This is a genomic window from Parablautia sp. Marseille-Q6255 (genome assembly GCF_951230155.1).
Classification (GTDB): Bacteria; Bacillota; Clostridia; order Lachnospirales; family Lachnospiraceae; genus Choladousia.
The window spans coordinates 133,480-147,770 of sequence record NZ_CATNVD010000006.1; the positions used below are offsets into that span (position 1 = coordinate 133,480).

Genomic DNA, 14,291 nt, shown 5'->3' on the forward strand with positions numbered 1-14,291 from the left:
GCTTTGTACATGGCCAAACTGTTACAAATATTCTGGTAAAAGATGTGGAGACGCCAGAGGGGCGGCGCCCGATGCAGGCGCGTTACATTTCCTCTGCGATTTTGCGTGCTACGTAAACGCCGCTTGCAGAAGCATGGGACAGAGAGTGGGTCACTCCGCTGCCGTCGCCGATGATGTAAAGTCCTTTGTATTTTGTTTCCAGATTTTCATCAATATCTACTTCCATGTTATAGAATTTCACTTCTACACCATACAGGAGCGTATCATCGTTTGCTGTACCGGGAGCGATCTTGTCAAGGGCATAGATCATTTCGATGATCCCGTCCAGAATACGCTTTGGCAGTACGAGACTTAAATCTCCGGGGGTAGCAGCCAGCGTCGGAACAACCAGTCCTTCCTCAATGCGCTTTGCGTTGCTCCTGCGGCCGCGCACAAGGTCTCCAAAGCGCTGGACGATCACTCCGCCGCCGAGCATATTGGAAAGCTTTGCGATGCTTTCTCCGTATCCGTTGCTGTCTTTAAATGGCTCAGAAAAATGCTTTGCCACAAGCAGCGCGAAATTGGTATTTTCCGTCTGTTTTTCTGCACCCTCGTAGCTGTGTCCGTTGACTGTGACGATACCGTTTGTATTTTCATTGACAACAATGCCGTTCGGATTCATACAGAAGGTACGCACATTATCCTCAAATTTTTCGGTACGGTATACGATCTTGCTTTCGTACAGCTCATCGGTCAGGTGAGAGAAGATCACAGCAGGGAGTTCTACGCGTACGCCGAGGTCTACACGGTTTGATTTTGTAGGGATATCCAGGCTGCGGCAGATGGACTCCATCCATTTGCTCCCGCTTCGGCCTACAGAGACAATACAGCGCGTGCAGTCGGCAAAATCTGATCCGTAGTGGACGCGGTAGCCATCCGAAAGGATCTCGATGCTGTCGATCGGGGTCTGGAAGAAAAAGTCCATTTTGTCCTTCAGCTCATTATAGATATTTTCCAGAACAATATAATTAATATCCGTGCCCAGATGGCGGACAGAAGCATCGAGGAGCTTTAGCTTGTTTTGCAGGCAGAGCTTTTTAAATTTTGTGCCTGCGGTTGAGTACATGCGTGTCCCCTCGCCGCCGTGGGCAATATTGATCTCATCGACATATTTCATAAGGCTGATCGCCTGTGAGCGTCCGATATGCTCATGCAGCGTTCCGCCGAAATCGTTGGTGATATTGTATTTTCCGTCAGAAAATGCACCGGCTCCGCCAAAACCGCTCATGATCGCGCAGGTTTTACATTTGATACAGCTTTTTACTTTTTGTCCGTCGATCGGGCAATGCCGCTTTTCGAGCGGGAAGCCGGATTCATATACGGCGATCCGCAGCTTTGGATTTTTCTGGATCAGCTCATATGCGGAAAAAATCCCTCCAGGCCCTGCACCGACGATAATCACATCATATTTCATATACTTGTCTCTCCTTTACATTATATAGCAGCTGTCTGTGCCGCATGCTGCAGCAGACGCACCGACAGGAAGCATACTATTTTCAGTATACTGTCTTGGAAATGCTGCGTCAAGGAAAACACGGCTTGTCGGATGCATTTACCTTGAGTTACCTTGAGAGATAGTCAATGACTGCCTGCATTTCCGGCGGCACCCATTTGTTGCGGTGATAAAGAAGCTGTTTCCAGATCGTGATCTGGATATCCGGCGTATCGAGACGGAACAGCCTGCCAAGGCGCACGTCCTCATCGGTCACGTAATCCGGCAGAAAAGAAAGTGCTCTGCCATTTTCCAGCATGGCGCTGATAAGCGCTGTGTCGCCGATCTCCAGGACCGGATCAACAGCCATGGACCTGCTTGCCAGGGATTCGTCCAGGATGCGTCGGTAGCTCATGCCTTTTTCTGTGAGGATAAATGGCCATTCGAGCAGCTCATCAACGGAGACGCTGCGGTGAGCGGAGAGCGGATGGCAGGCGGAGGCTACGAAGTGGCATGTCACAGGTTCCTCCGAGGCGATCACGTAGTTTCTGTCATAAATATGATAATCCAGCGTGTAGACAAGATCTGCTTCATTGCGGTTGAGCATGCGGAACATTTCTTCTGTACTGGTCTGAAAAACCTGCAGGGACAGATGGGGAAAAAGACTGCGAAATTCGTCGAACCTGTTTTTAAAAAGTACATGGCTGATAGAGGAGGCCATTGCGATACGGATACTTCCTCTTATGCTCTGCGGGCTTTCAGCCGCGGCCTTCATCGCATCGGCTGTGCGTATAACCTGATGGGCGAGCTCGAGGATCTCAAGCCCCTTGGCAGTCAGGCGGACCGTGTGGTTCACCCGGTCAAAGAGGGAGACGCCCAGCTCGCGTTCCAGCTGCTTGATCTGCAGGGAGACGGAGGACTGCGTATAACCGAGCTTCGCGGCAGCCTTTGTAAAGCTTCCCTGCTCTGCCGTCTGGATAAAGCTTTCCAGATTTCTGATTTCCATAACATCACCCCATTGAAAATTTTTATGCTTATTAGAATTTCTATTAATTTTACAAATCCATAGTGCTATTGTATACTATTACCTGGATTCTGGCAAGCAGCAGCTTCCGGGATAGTTACGAGAAATGAAGGAATAAAGGAAAGAGAAAGAAAGGTTGCAGGGAAAAGCGATGGACAAAATAACAGGGGCAATAGTAGGGCTGATCGAGGCCGTATATGGATTTTTATGGGGGGATCTGATCCATATCCCATTACCGGGGGGAGGGACGCTGCCGCTGTCTCTGCTCGTGATCATTTTGATCCCTTCCGGGATTTATTTTACGATCCGCACACGTTTCCTGCCGATACGGCTTTTCCCGGATATGATCCGGGCAACTCTTGAGAAGAGCTCACAGCCTCAGGGCGAAAGAAGCGATGCAGCAAAGGAAAAGAGCCAGGGACAAAAAAAACGGCATGCAGGAAAAGGGAGCGCCCTTTCTGCCTGCCAGACGCTGGTTGTCTCTACCGCTACAAGGGTCGGTATGGGAAATCTGGTCGGAGTCGTTGCTGCGATTTCCGCAGGAGGCGCAGGAGCGGTGTTCTGGATGTGGGTTACGGCCCTGATCGGCTCATCGACGGCATTTGTGGAGGCGACACTCGCACAGATCTACAAGGAAAAGGATCCGCTGTACGGGGGATACCGCGGCGGTCCGGCATACTATATCCACAAATATATAGAAGAGAAGCGGGGAGGAAAACCGCGGCGCTACGTACTGCTTTCTGTGCTGTTTGCCCTTTCCGGTCTGATCTGCTGGTGCGGGATCAGTCAGGTGATCAGCAATTCTGTGGCGTCCTCTTTTGAAAATGCATTTCATATCCCGCCGCTTTACACGACGATCCTGCTTGTGGTACTGGCAGCATTTATCGTGCTTCGCAAGCATGCGACAGTGAAGGTGCTCGATGTGCTTGTGCCGATCATGGCAGGCTGCTATTTTCTGCTGACGGTTGTGCTGATCGCACTCAATTTCCGTCAGATCCCGGACGTATTCGGACGCATTTTCTCAGAGGCGTTCGGACTGAGGCAGGTAGTAGCAGGCGGTTTTGGAGCTGTGCTGATGAACGGCGTCAAGCGCGGCCTGTTTTCAAATGAGGCGGGGTCCGGATCTGCTCCGTGTGCAGCTGCGGCAGCGAATACGGATCATCCGGCGAAGGTCGGACTTGTACAGGCGCTCGGCGTATTTATTGACACGATCCTGATCTGCAGCTGTACAGCCTTTATTATGCTCCTGACTCCGGCGTCTCTGACAGAAGGACTGACCGGAATGGATTATCTGCAGGCAGCCATGGATTACCATCTCGGTACATTCGGCGTGATCTTTATCGCGATCGTCCTGTGGCTGTTCAGTTTTTCCACGTTTCTGGGGATCCTCTACTATGCGAGGTCGAATGTGGCGTACCTCTTTGGGGATAACTGGTTTTCTCAGACAGCCTATAAGGTGCTTGCGCTCGTGATGCTTTTCATCGGAGGGCTGGCTGCCTATACGGTCGTGTGGGACCTTGGCGATGTCGGCGTCGGGCTGATGACACTGTTTAATATTTTTATACTGTTCCCGATGTCAAAAAAGGCGCTTGCGGCTCTTCGGTCCTATGAGGACAGCCGCAGAGTAAAAAAATAATTTCAGACACAATCCCTCCGGCGGGGCATATAATAATATGAATGAAACCAGCCGGAGGGATTTTTGTATGGCGAAGGTGATTTTGGATGCCGGGCACGGCGGGCAGGAACCGGGCGCTGTATTTAATGGAAGACAGGAGAAGGACGATACGCTGCGCCTTGCGCTTGCAGTGGGGGAAATACTGAAGAACAATGGCGTGGAGGTGGCATATACGAGGACGGAGGATGTATATGACACACCGTTTGAGAAGGCTCAGATCGCAAACCAGGAGGGCGGAGATTTTCTGATCTCGTTTCACAGAAATTCAAGTCCGCAGGCGAATCAGTATTCCGGGGCAGAGACACTTGTGTATGACCGCTCGGGGAAGAAGGTAGAGCTGGCAGAGAACATCAACCGCAATCTGGAGCAGGCGGGATTTCGGGATCTGGGGGTAAAGGAGCGTCCCGGGCTTGTGATCCTGCGCCGGACCAGAATGCCTGCTGTTCTTGTAGAGGCAGGATTTTTGAATACACAGGCGGACAATGAGCTGTTTGACAGCCAGTTTGAAGCGATCGCGCAGGCAATCGCAGACGGTGTGCTTGAGACCATCGGGCAGGGAACGGAGGATCAGATGCAGTCCCAGTCCCAGGAGCGTCTTTACCGTGTTCAGACCGGGGCGTTTAAGCGGCGCGAATATGCGGAGGATCTGCTGTACCGGCTGCTTAGCCAGAATTTCCCGGCTTACATTTTGCGGGAAGATGATTATTATAAAGTACAAGTCGGAGCCTTCCGGCAGCTTGATAATGCGGTGCGTATGGAGGAGGCGCTGCGCCGCCAGGGATATGCGACCTTTATTACCATGTGAAACTGGCAGCGGCTTATTCGAGCGGATCGCTGAACGGTTACTAAAATTCTCCTTTTGTTTTAGGAGAAACAGTGGTATGATACACATATGAAAAAACAGAAGGGAATCATATATGGATGCGGAGAGACTTGACGGGATAAGTGAACCGCTTCTTACATGGTTTCGCGCGCATGCACGCAGGCTTCCATGGCGTGACGATCCCAGACCCTATTATGTGTGGGTGTCGGAGATCATGCTGCAGCAGACCAGAGTGGAGGCGGTAAAGCCATTTTTTGCACGTTTTATCAGAGCACTTCCGGATGTGGCTGCGCTGGCTGCCTGTCCGGAGGATCAGCTCCTCAAGCTGTGGGAGGGACTGGGCTACTATAACCGGGTGCGCAATATGCAAAAGGCAGCGCAGATCGCGGTTGATCGGTATGCAGGGGAGCTGCCTCATACCTGTGAGGAGCTGCTTCTCCTTCCGGGGATCGGCAGCTATACGGCAGGTGCGGTGGCGTCTATCGCGTATGGACAGGCTGTACCGGCAGTCGATGGAAATGTCCTGCGTGTGATCAGCCGTATCTGCGGCAGCAGACAGGATATCGGGAAGCAGTCTGTCAAAAAGGAGTTTGAGCGCATTGTCGGGAAGATCATCCCGCCGGATCAGGCAGGAGCATTTAATCAGGCTCTGATGGAGCTTGGAGCTACCGTATGTCTGCCGAACGGACAGCCGGACTGCAGCGCGTGTCCGCTTCGGAACGTGTGCTACGCCCGTGAAAATGGCTGCCAGACGGAGCTTCCGGTAAAAGCAGAGAAAAAAGCGCGCCGTATTGAAAAGCGGACGGTACTCGTCGTCAGGGACAGTGAGCGCGCTCTGATCGGCAGACGTTCGGATAAGGGACTGCTCGCGGGCCTGTATGAGCTTCCCAACGTCCCGGGCTATCTGTCGCAGGAGGAAGCGCTTGCGTATGTCAGGGGGCTTCAGTTTTCACCGATCCGTATACAGAAACTGCCTGCGGCGAAGCATATTTTCAGTCATGTGGAATGGAAGATGCAGGGCTATATGGTACTCGTTGAGGACAGAAAGGCAAAGACGCAGGATATGCCGTCTGACCAGATGCTGCTCTTTATCGAGCCGGAGCGCACGGAACAGGAGTATCCGGTGCCGGCGGCGTTTGCGGCGTATACAAAATATCTGAGCATCCGTCTGGGGCAGGAGAAATACACGGATCTGTAGGTGTCGGAAATACAGAAATACAGGAAAACAAAAACAGGAGATGGGCTATGAAAATTTTATCAGTAGCGATTCCTTGCTACAATTCAGAAGAGTATATGGAAAAATGCATTAAATCAATCCTCGCGGTCGGGGAGGATGTGGAGATACTGATCGTGGACGACGGTTCGGTAAAGGACCGCACTCCGGAGATCGCCGACCAGTATGCAGCCAGATATCCGGGGATCGTAAAGGCGATCCATCAGGAAAACGGGGGGCATGGAGAAGCCGTCAATACGGGACTTCGCAATGCGACAGGATTATATTATAAGGTAGTAGACAGCGATGACTGGGTAAATACAAAAGGACTTGTAAAGATCATCCGCAGGATGAAAGAGCTTGAGGAGCAGGGCGGCGTAGATATGCTGCTCGCCAATTTTGTGTATGATAAGGTGGGGGCAAAGCACAAAAAGCTGATGCGCTTCGCCAATGTTTTTCCGGTAGATGAAGTGTTTGAATGGGATGCGATGCGTCATATGCGTCAGACGCAGTATATTCTGATGCACAATATTTTTTACCGCACCCAGCTTCTGCGGGACTGTGGACTTGAGCTTCCGAAGCATATCTTCTATGTAGACAATATCTTTGCATTCCAGCCGCTCCCCTATGTGAAGCGCATGTACTATATGGATGTGAATTTGTATCATTACTTTATCGGACGCGAGGATCAGTCTGTCAATGAGCATGTGATGATCGGAAGGATCGATCAGCAGATCCGGGTCAACAAGATCATGATCGACGTAATGGCAGCCGAGGATTTTTCGGACAAGAGCGCGCGGCTGAAGCGATATATGAATATTTATCTGACAAAGATCATGACGGTTACGTCTATTATGCTGATCCTGTCCGGCACGCAGGAAGCGCTTGCGAAGAAGGATGACATATGGGCATACCTCAAAGAAAAGGATGCAAAGCTTTACCGCGGCATACGTCACAGTCTCTTTGGCACGGCCATGAACCTTCCGGGAGCAGTGGGACGTAAGCTTTCCATAGGTGCATACAAGCTTGCACAGAAATTCGTTGGATTTAATTAAGACCAGGAAAAGAAGCTGCCCGTACGGGCAGACACAAAAACGGCTGTCATCGCAGGATGACAGCCAGCTTTTTTTCATGGAGAGAAAAAACAGCTTCCTGACAGAAGCCGGGGATCTCTCCATCCGTATGCACGCAGGCAGGTTGGTCTGTTTGCAGCCTTGCTTTTTTGCAGCGGATGATATGGATCCCTTTTTTGCGCGTATGCTTTCCGAAAAAAGCAAGAGGCAGGACGGATACCGCACGCAGGCGGGAGATCCCGTTTACGATGAGCAGATCCAGACAGTCGTCGTCCGGTCTGGCATCGGGACAGAACTGGAAGCCGCCGCCTTCATAGCACAGGTTCATCGCTGCGGCAAAATAACATTTTTCGAATGTCTGAGGCGCACAGTCATCGACGGTAAGCCGAAAGGTCTGGCGTTTCATAGTGCAAAGGAGCCAGGGGGCAGTAAACAGATAGACCAGCTTTCCGGAGTGGAAACGGTTCAGCGCCGTCTTCAGCCTGGAGTCGAGTACACTGTGGCATACTGCAGCATCAAAACCGATGCCCGAACTGACGGCGAAGGAACGCGAAGCCGTGCCGCACTGTGTAGTTCCGATATTGACAGGACGGATCTCTTTTGGGTGCAAAATTGTATGCAGCGCCTTGGATGGATCCCTGGCAAGGCCGAGTCCCCGTACGAAATCATTGCCGGACCCTGTTGGAATACAGCCAAAGGTAATGTGCGCGCAGGATCCGGTAAAGAGACCGTCGATCGTCTCATTGATCGTACCGTCACCGCCTACTACAATGACTGTGGCAGGCTGCTTTGATTCGGCGAGTGAGGCTGCGAGCGTCCGCGCCTCCCCGCGCTTTGACAGTACAAAGGCTTTATATTCGACCTGGCTTTTGTCGAGCTGCTGATGGATCGTTTTCCATATGGTGCGCCCGTGGTTTGAGCCGGATGCAGGATTGACAATAAAGTAATACATAAGCTCCTCCCTCGTTGCGGTGCGCAGAAGCGGCCTCAGACCGCACTGCGTTTTGCTGCTATTTTATCAGCTTTTTCGTAATTCGACAATATCCGGGTTTATCGCTTATTGTTTTTTTGCAGGAGCTGTGCTATTATGAAAAAAGTTATTATGCGGTACAGGAGGAGAAAATGGAACTGGAAAAGGAAGTAGTATCAAAGAATTTTATTGAGCAGATCATTGACAAGGACTTATCGGAGGGGCACTGTACGACGGTGCATACGCGTTTCCCGCCGGAGCCAAACGGATATCTGCATATCGGACATGCCAAGTCCATCCTTTTAAACTACGGACTGGCTAAAAAATACAATGGTAAATTCAATCTTCGTTTCGATGACACGAATCCGACCAAGGAAAAGAGCGAGTTCGTGGAATCCATTCTTGCAGACGTAAAATGGCTGGGAGCTGATTTTGAGGACCGGCTCTTCTTTGCCTCTGATTACTTTGACGCCATGTATGAGGCTGCCATAAAGCTGATCAAAAAGGGCAAGGCGTATGTCTGCGACCTTTCAGCAGAGGAGATCCGGGAGTACCGCGGTACACTGACAGAGCCGGGCAAAGAGAGCCCGTACCGGAACCGCAGCATCGAGGAGAACCTGGAGCTGTTTGAGAATATGAAAAACGGGATGTATGAGGACGGCGCAAAGGTACTGCGCGCAAAGATCGACATGGCGTCCTCCAACATCAATATGCGTGATCCGGTCATTTACCGCGTGGCGCGTATGAGCCATCACAATACAGGTGACAAGTGGTGTATCTACCCGATGTATGATTTTGCACATCCGATCGAGGATGCGATCGAGGGCATCACACATTCGATCTGTACGCTGGAGTTTGAGGATCACCGTCCGCTCTATGACTGGGTGGTGAGAGAGCTGGAGTATGAGATGCCTCCGAAGCAGATCGAATTTGCGAAGCTGTACCTGACGAATGTCGTGACAGGAAAGCGTTATATCAAGCGTCTTGTAGAAGAGGGAATCGTGGACGGCTGGGATGATCCGCGTCTCGTATCGATCGCAGCGCTTCGCCGCCGCGGCTTTACGCCGGAGTCCATTCAGAAGTTTGTGGAGCTGTGCGGAGTCAGCAAGGCAAACAGCTCTGTGGATTATGCAATGCTGGAATACTGCATCCGCGAGGATCTGAAGCTGAAGCGCCCGCGTCTGATGGCAGTGCTTGATCCGGTGAAGCTTATCATTAACAACTATCCGGAGGATCAGCTTGAGTATCTCGATGTGGAGATGAATCTCGAAAATCCGGAGCTTGGCATGAGAAAGGTGCCGTTTGGCAGAGAGCTTTATATTGACCGCGAGGACTTTATGGAGAATCCGCCGAAGAAGTATTTCCGTCTCTTCCCGGGGAACGAGGTGCGCCTGATGGGAGCGTACTTTGTGACGTGCACAGGCTTTGAGAAGGATGAGAACGGCAATGTGACAGAAATCCACTGTACGTATGATCCGGAGACAAAGTGCGGCAGCGGCTTTACAGGACGCAAGGTAAAAGGAACGATCCATTGGGTAGCTGCAAAGACAGCAGTAAAGGCGGAGGTCCGCCTGTACGAGAATATTATTGATGAGGAAAAGGGCGTATACAACGAGGATGGTTCTCTGAACCTGAACCCGAATTCTCTGACTGTATTAAAGGACTGTCTGCTGGAGCCGGAGCTTGCGAAGGCACAGCCGTATGACAGCTTCCAGTTTGTGCGTCAGGGCTTCTTCTGTGCAGACGCAAAGGATTCCACAGAGGATGCGCTCGTATTCAACCGTATCGTATCGCTCAAAAGCTCATTCCGTCTGCCCAAATAAGGCGCAGCGGAGTGCGCGGATGCCGGATGGCCGCACAGAATGTGCAGTGGCCGTGGAGCAGGGGGAAGGAGCAGTATTGTGAACGAATTGGCGATCAGCCTGGATGCACAGTCATCCGTACCGCTCTATGAGCAGATTTACAAGCATATAAAGAACGATATTCAAAATGGAGGGCTGCCTTTTGGAAAAAGGCTGCCCTCTACGAGAAAACTGGCAAAATTTCTCCAGGTGAGCCGTACGACTGTCGATATGGCGTACGATCAGCTTGTCGCGGAAGGATACATCGAGGCGCTCCCGTGCAGGGGATATTTTGTGTGCGAGCTGGACGGGCTGTATCATCTGAGGCGGGAATCTTTGCAGACACAGCCCAGACCACACAGTCCTATTCGCCAGTATCAGTATGATTTTTCGCCCAACGGTGTAGATCCTGAGAGCTTTCCGCAAAATACATGGAGAAAGCTGTCAAAAAATATCCTGCTGGAGGAGCGCAGGGAGCTGTTTGCACTCGGTGATCCGCAGGGAGATTATGAGCTGCGCAGTACGATCGCCGCGTATCTGCATCAGGCCAGAGGAGCGGAAGCGCTTCCGGAACAGATCGTCATAGGAGCCGGAAATGACTTTCTTCTCCTGCTGCTGTGCGCGATGTTCGGAGCGGGGCAGCATATCGCGATGGAGAGTCCGACCTATAAAAAGGCGTACGATCTTTTTTGTAATCTTTCGAATGAGGTATGTATCGTGGGGATGGATGAGTCCGGTATGAGGATAGATGCGCTGGAGCAGACGCAGGCGCAGACAGCGTATGTGATGCCGTCGCACCAGTACCCGCTTGGCACAGTCATGCCGGTGAAGCGCCGGATGCAGCTTCTGGAGTGGGCGCAGGGAGCGCCGGACAGATATATCATAGAGGATGATTATGACAGCGAGTTTCGCTACAAAGGAAAGCCGATCCCGGCGTTGCAGGGATATGATCAGAGCGGACGGGTCATCTATATCGGGACCTTTTCCCGATCCATCGCTCCGGCGATCCGCGTAAGCTATATGGTGCTCCCGAAAAGGCTGCTTTCGTTGTATGAAGAGCGCGGACGGGCGATCTCGTGTACCGTCTCCCGTGTGGATCAGCAGCTGATCGCAGCATTTTTAAATGAAGGTTATTATGAGAGGCACCTGAATAAGATGCGTGCGCTTTATAAAGCGAGACATGATACCCTCCTGGAGGAGCTGCGGGCATTTCGCGGTATCTGCCGCATCAGCGGGGAGAATGCAGGGGTACATCTTTTGCTGACCTTTACGAACGGGATGCGGGAAGAGGACGCGATCACGCGGGCGGCGCAGTACGGCGTTGCCGTTTACGGTCTGTCACGCTATTTTGTAGGTGAGGCAAAGATGCCGCAGGCGGCTACGGTGATCCTCGGCTATGCGAATCTCCACGAGGATGAGATACGGCAGGCAGCAGCTCTTTTGAAAAAGGCATGGCTGTAGGATGCCTGCAGCAGCAAAACGCTCAGGAGGCACGGATGGAAACGCGATTTTATGACTGTATTACAGACTTTATTTTTATAGAGGATCCGCCGGACAGCGCGGATATCATATTTGTGCCGGGAGGGAATTATCCGGAAGCAGCCAGACATGCGGCACAGCTGTATCATCAGGGGTATGCTCCGTATATTATGCCTTCCGGGCGGTTCAGTATCACAAGGGGCAGGTTTGAGTATATCCCGGAGCAGCCCTCTGCGTGCAGCTTTGCGACAGAGTGGGAGTACCTGCGGGATGTCCTGATAAGAGAAGGTGTGCCGCCGCAGGCAATCCTCCGGGAAGACCAGGCAACGTACACGTATGAGAATGCGATTTTTTCGCGGAAGGCGCTGCAAAGGATGGGCATTTCCGTTGACAGGGCGATCCTGTCGTGTCAGGCATTCCATGCAAGGCGCAGTCTGATGTATTATCAGGAGCAGTTTCCGGCTGTACAGTTTTTTGTCTGCCCTGTCGTAACGCGCGGGATCAGCCGTCAAAGCTGGATGCGGACGGATGAAGGGATCGATACAGTACTCGGTGAGGTGGAGCGCTGCGGCGCACAGTTCCATGAGATCATGCGGGTGCATAAAGAATAGAAAATGAGCAAAGCTACGAAAAAGGCCAAAACGTGCAGGAGGAGAAGATTATGATAAAACTGGTAATATCAGATATTGACGGTACACTTTTATCAGAAGGTACGACACAGCTTGATCCGGAGCTTTTTGAGATCATCCGGGAGCTGAAAGCGCGCGGGGTCATGTTTGCCGCAGCGAGCGGGCGGCAGTATGCCAGCATGAGGCATGTGTTTGCTCCGGTAGCGAATGATATTATTTTTATTGCAGAGAACGGTACGAATGTCATGTGCCGGGAACAGAACATCTCGAGCTGTTATATCGAAGAGGAAGTGGCAAAGGATCTGGTGCGCTATATGCGCGAGCAGCCGGACACAGAGATTATTCTGTCTACGCCGGAACGAATGTATTTTGAATCAAAAAGGCCGGGGTTTGAAGCGCTCCTTACAGGTTATCAAAATGTGGTAGAGCGGACAGAGGATCTGATCAGCCTGTGCGGCAGGACGAACAAGATCAGCGCGTACAGAGAGTACGGGATTGAGGAGCTCAATGAAAAGATCCAGGAAAAATTTGCAGACAGACTCAATATCGCCATCGCCGGAGCAATCTGGGTCGACACGATGAGCCTGCATGCAGATAAGGGAAATGCGATTGCAGAGATCCAGAGGCGCATGAAGATCAAAAAAGAAGAAACGATGGCGTTTGGCGACAACTGCAACGATGTGGGGATGCTCGAAAGGGCAGGCGAGAGCTATGCAGTCGCGAATGCCCACCCGCAGCTGAAGGAATGTGCAAAGCATATCGCGCCGCCGCAGTCAGAGGCTGGCGTGCTGCAGGTGCTCCGGGAACTGCTGGCACAATAACAGCGGCAGCAGCTGGCGGGAGGCAGCTTCGGCTACAGGTACAAGATAGCGCCTGCGATGCCGCTGACTGTCATGAGGATGACCGGGTTGCATCTGCGTGTTCGCATGATGAGAAATACTGCGGCAAAGATGAGGACTGCGCGCAGATCTGCCCTGGCAAGTGAGGCAGGAGATGCATCTCCCCAGAAGGCAAGCAGTACGATGGTAGCTGCTGCAGAGATGATCAGGCCAAGTGAGGCGGATTTCAGTCCGTTTAATATTTCAAATATACAGGCAGAGCCGTGGTGCTTCTGGAAGAAACGGTACAGCAAAAGGGAAAGCACCGCGCCGCTGATGATACAGCCGACGGTTGCAGTCACTGCACCTGCGATACCTGCGATCTGCAGGCCCACGAAGGTGGAAGTATTTACTGCCAGAGGACCGGGCGTCATCTGGGAGATGGTGATAATATCAGTAAACATCTTTTCACTGATCCATCCGGCGCGCTCTACGACCTGCTCCTGGATCGAGGGGATGATCGCGTAGCCGCCTCCGATACTGAACAGACCGATCTGAAAGAAAGTGAAAAAAAGCCGTGTTAAATCCATGATCTATATTCCTCCTGATGATTAAGACGGATGGGCGGTGTGTTTGCAAATCAGGGTTTTTGCGAGGCACAAAAGGCAGCAGATGACTAGGATCAGTGCGACATTGATATCAAACACAAAGTTTGCGGCGAAAGCAGCGGGCACCATAAGCGTCAGAAAGATACTGTTTTCACGAAGGATCATGCGGCACATATCTACGATCAGATCCACGATCAGTGCGGCAACGCCTGCCTGCATTCCTCTGAGGATGGCGGCGATAAGAGCATTTGAAATAAATGCAGTGTAAAAGGCAGAGACGAAGGAGAGAATGAGAAACGGAGGGATCACGGCAGCCGTGCAGCTTATGACGGCTCCTGCCATACCTGCGGTGCGCCATCCGGCGAGAACGGACAGGTTGATCGCGATCGCTCCCGGAGTTGACTGTGCTACAGCAGCCATTTCAGAAAGCTCATCTTCTGTAAACAGGTGTTTTTGCTGCACAAAATAGCGGCGGACCATAGGTACAACGACGTAACCGCCGCCAAAGGTAAAGGCGCTGATAAAAAGATTCGTCTTCAGCAGCCACAGATAAAATTTCTTTTTTTCTGTCAAGATCAATCTCCTTTCTGAAATCCATTCATTCGTAAGTTCCAAGTGGTATGATACACCTTGAAAATCAATCTGTAAAATGATATATTTTATTAAA

At 51.6% G+C, this 14,291-nt stretch carries 13 protein-coding genes; 8 read left to right on the forward strand and 5 right to left on the reverse strand.

Annotated features, from left to right (window positions below; all coding sequences use genetic code 11):
• Nucleotides 1-82: 82 nt before the first annotated feature.
• Nucleotides 83-1,453, reverse strand: coding sequence for an NAD(P)/FAD-dependent oxidoreductase (locus QOX44_RS06160; protein ID WP_283682134.1), 1,371 nt, complete (start codon nt 1,451-1,453; stop codon nt 83-85).
• 148 nt (nt 1,454-1,601) lie between these two features.
• A complete protein-coding gene (locus QOX44_RS06165) occupies nt 1,602-2,477 on the reverse strand; it encodes a LysR family transcriptional regulator (RefSeq protein WP_283682135.1) in 876 nt (291 codons plus the stop codon).
• Nucleotides 2,478-2,646: 169 nt separating this feature from the next.
• On the opposite strand from QOX44_RS06165, the gene QOX44_RS06170 reads away from it, so the two are divergent.
• The 4 genes from QOX44_RS06170 (at nt 2,647) to QOX44_RS06185 (ending at nt 7,261) form a co-directional block, all read left to right on the forward strand.
• On the forward strand, nt 2,647-4,131 hold the full coding sequence (locus QOX44_RS06170) for an alanine/glycine:cation symporter family protein (protein WP_283682136.1): 1,485 nt from the start codon (nt 2,647-2,649) through the stop codon (nt 4,129-4,131).
• A gap of 67 nt (nt 4,132-4,198) precedes the next feature.
• Entirely contained in the window at nt 4,199-4,975 is a 777-nt protein-coding gene (locus QOX44_RS06175; protein WP_283682137.1) for an N-acetylmuramoyl-L-alanine amidase, read from the forward strand.
• A gap of 112 nt (nt 4,976-5,087) precedes the next feature.
• Complete coding sequence (gene mutY, locus QOX44_RS06180; RefSeq protein WP_283682138.1) at nt 5,088-6,191, forward strand: A/G-specific adenine glycosylase; 1,104 nt, start codon at nt 5,088-5,090, stop codon at nt 6,189-6,191.
• A 47-nt stretch (nt 6,192-6,238) separates the two neighbouring features.
• Entirely contained in the window at nt 6,239-7,261 is a 1,023-nt protein-coding gene (locus QOX44_RS06185) for a glycosyltransferase family 2 protein (protein ID WP_283682139.1), read from the forward strand.
• A gap of 46 nt (nt 7,262-7,307) precedes the next feature.
• Here the strand turns inward: QOX44_RS06185 and QOX44_RS06190 are convergent, their stop codons facing one another.
• Nucleotides 7,308-8,231: a diacylglycerol/lipid kinase family protein gene (locus tag QOX44_RS06190; protein WP_283682140.1), complete on the reverse strand. Its 924-nt coding sequence runs from the start codon at nt 8,229-8,231 to the stop codon at nt 7,308-7,310.
• A 176-nt stretch (nt 8,232-8,407) separates the two neighbouring features.
• Here QOX44_RS06190 and QOX44_RS06195 point away from each other — a divergent pair, with 176 nt between their 5' ends.
• The 4 genes from QOX44_RS06195 (at nt 8,408) to QOX44_RS06210 (ending at nt 13,019) form a co-directional block, all read left to right on the forward strand.
• The gene (locus QOX44_RS06195) at nt 8,408-10,072 is read left to right on the forward strand and encodes a glutamine--tRNA ligase/YqeY domain fusion protein (RefSeq protein WP_283682178.1); all 1,665 of its coding nucleotides are present in this window, start codon (nt 8,408-8,410) and stop codon (nt 10,070-10,072) included.
• Between the two features lie 78 nt (nt 10,073-10,150).
• Nucleotides 10,151-11,551: a MocR-like pyridoxine biosynthesis transcription factor PdxR gene (gene pdxR / locus QOX44_RS06200; protein ID WP_283682141.1), complete on the forward strand. Its 1,401-nt coding sequence runs from the start codon at nt 10,151-10,153 to the stop codon at nt 11,549-11,551.
• Between the two features lie 35 nt (nt 11,552-11,586).
• Entirely contained in the window at nt 11,587-12,180 is a 594-nt protein-coding gene (locus tag QOX44_RS06205) for a YdcF family protein (RefSeq protein WP_283682142.1), read from the forward strand.
• 50 nt (nt 12,181-12,230) lie between these two features.
• A complete protein-coding gene (locus QOX44_RS06210) occupies nt 12,231-13,019 on the forward strand; it encodes an HAD family hydrolase (RefSeq protein WP_283682143.1) in 789 nt (262 codons plus the stop codon).
• A gap of 32 nt (nt 13,020-13,051) precedes the next feature.
• Here the strand turns inward: QOX44_RS06210 and QOX44_RS06215 are convergent, their stop codons facing one another.
• The gene (locus QOX44_RS06215) at nt 13,052-13,606 is read right to left on the reverse strand and encodes a chromate transporter (RefSeq protein ID WP_283682144.1); all 555 of its coding nucleotides are present in this window, start codon (nt 13,604-13,606) and stop codon (nt 13,052-13,054) included.
• A 21-nt stretch (nt 13,607-13,627) separates the two neighbouring features.
• A complete protein-coding gene (locus tag QOX44_RS06220; RefSeq protein ID WP_283682145.1) occupies nt 13,628-14,197 on the reverse strand; it encodes a chromate transporter in 570 nt (189 codons plus the stop codon).
• Nucleotides 14,198-14,291 lie beyond the last annotated feature (94 nt).

Bases quoted from the DNA above. Each gene is read 5' to 3' on its own strand.
- QOX44_RS06165 (WP_283682135.1), bottom strand. From the start codon at position 2,477: ATGGAAATCAGAAATCTGGAAAGCTTTATCCAGACGGCAGAGCAGGGA.
- mutY (WP_283682138.1), top strand. From the start codon at position 5,088: ATGGATGCGGAGAGACTTGACGGGATAAGTGAACCGCTTCTTACATGG.
- QOX44_RS06170 (WP_283682136.1), top strand. From the start codon at position 2,647: ATGGACAAAATAACAGGGGCAATAGTAGGGCTGATCGAGGCCGTATAT.
- QOX44_RS06160 (WP_283682134.1), bottom strand. From the start codon at position 1,453: ATGAAATATGATGTGATTATCGTCGGTGCAGGGCCTGGAGGGATTTTT.
- QOX44_RS06175 (WP_283682137.1), top strand. From the start codon at position 4,199: ATGGCGAAGGTGATTTTGGATGCCGGGCACGGCGGGCAGGAACCGGGC.
- QOX44_RS06185 (WP_283682139.1), top strand. From the start codon at position 6,239: ATGAAAATTTTATCAGTAGCGATTCCTTGCTACAATTCAGAAGAGTAT.
- QOX44_RS06205 (WP_283682142.1), top strand. From the start codon at position 11,587: ATGGAAACGCGATTTTATGACTGTATTACAGACTTTATTTTTATAGAG.
- QOX44_RS06190 (WP_283682140.1), bottom strand. From the start codon at position 8,231: ATGTATTACTTTATTGTCAATCCTGCATCCGGCTCAAACCACGGGCGC.
- QOX44_RS06215 (WP_283682144.1), bottom strand. From the start codon at position 13,606: ATGGATTTAACACGGCTTTTTTTCACTTTCTTTCAGATCGGTCTGTTC.
- QOX44_RS06210 (WP_283682143.1), top strand. From the start codon at position 12,231: ATGATAAAACTGGTAATATCAGATATTGACGGTACACTTTTATCAGAA.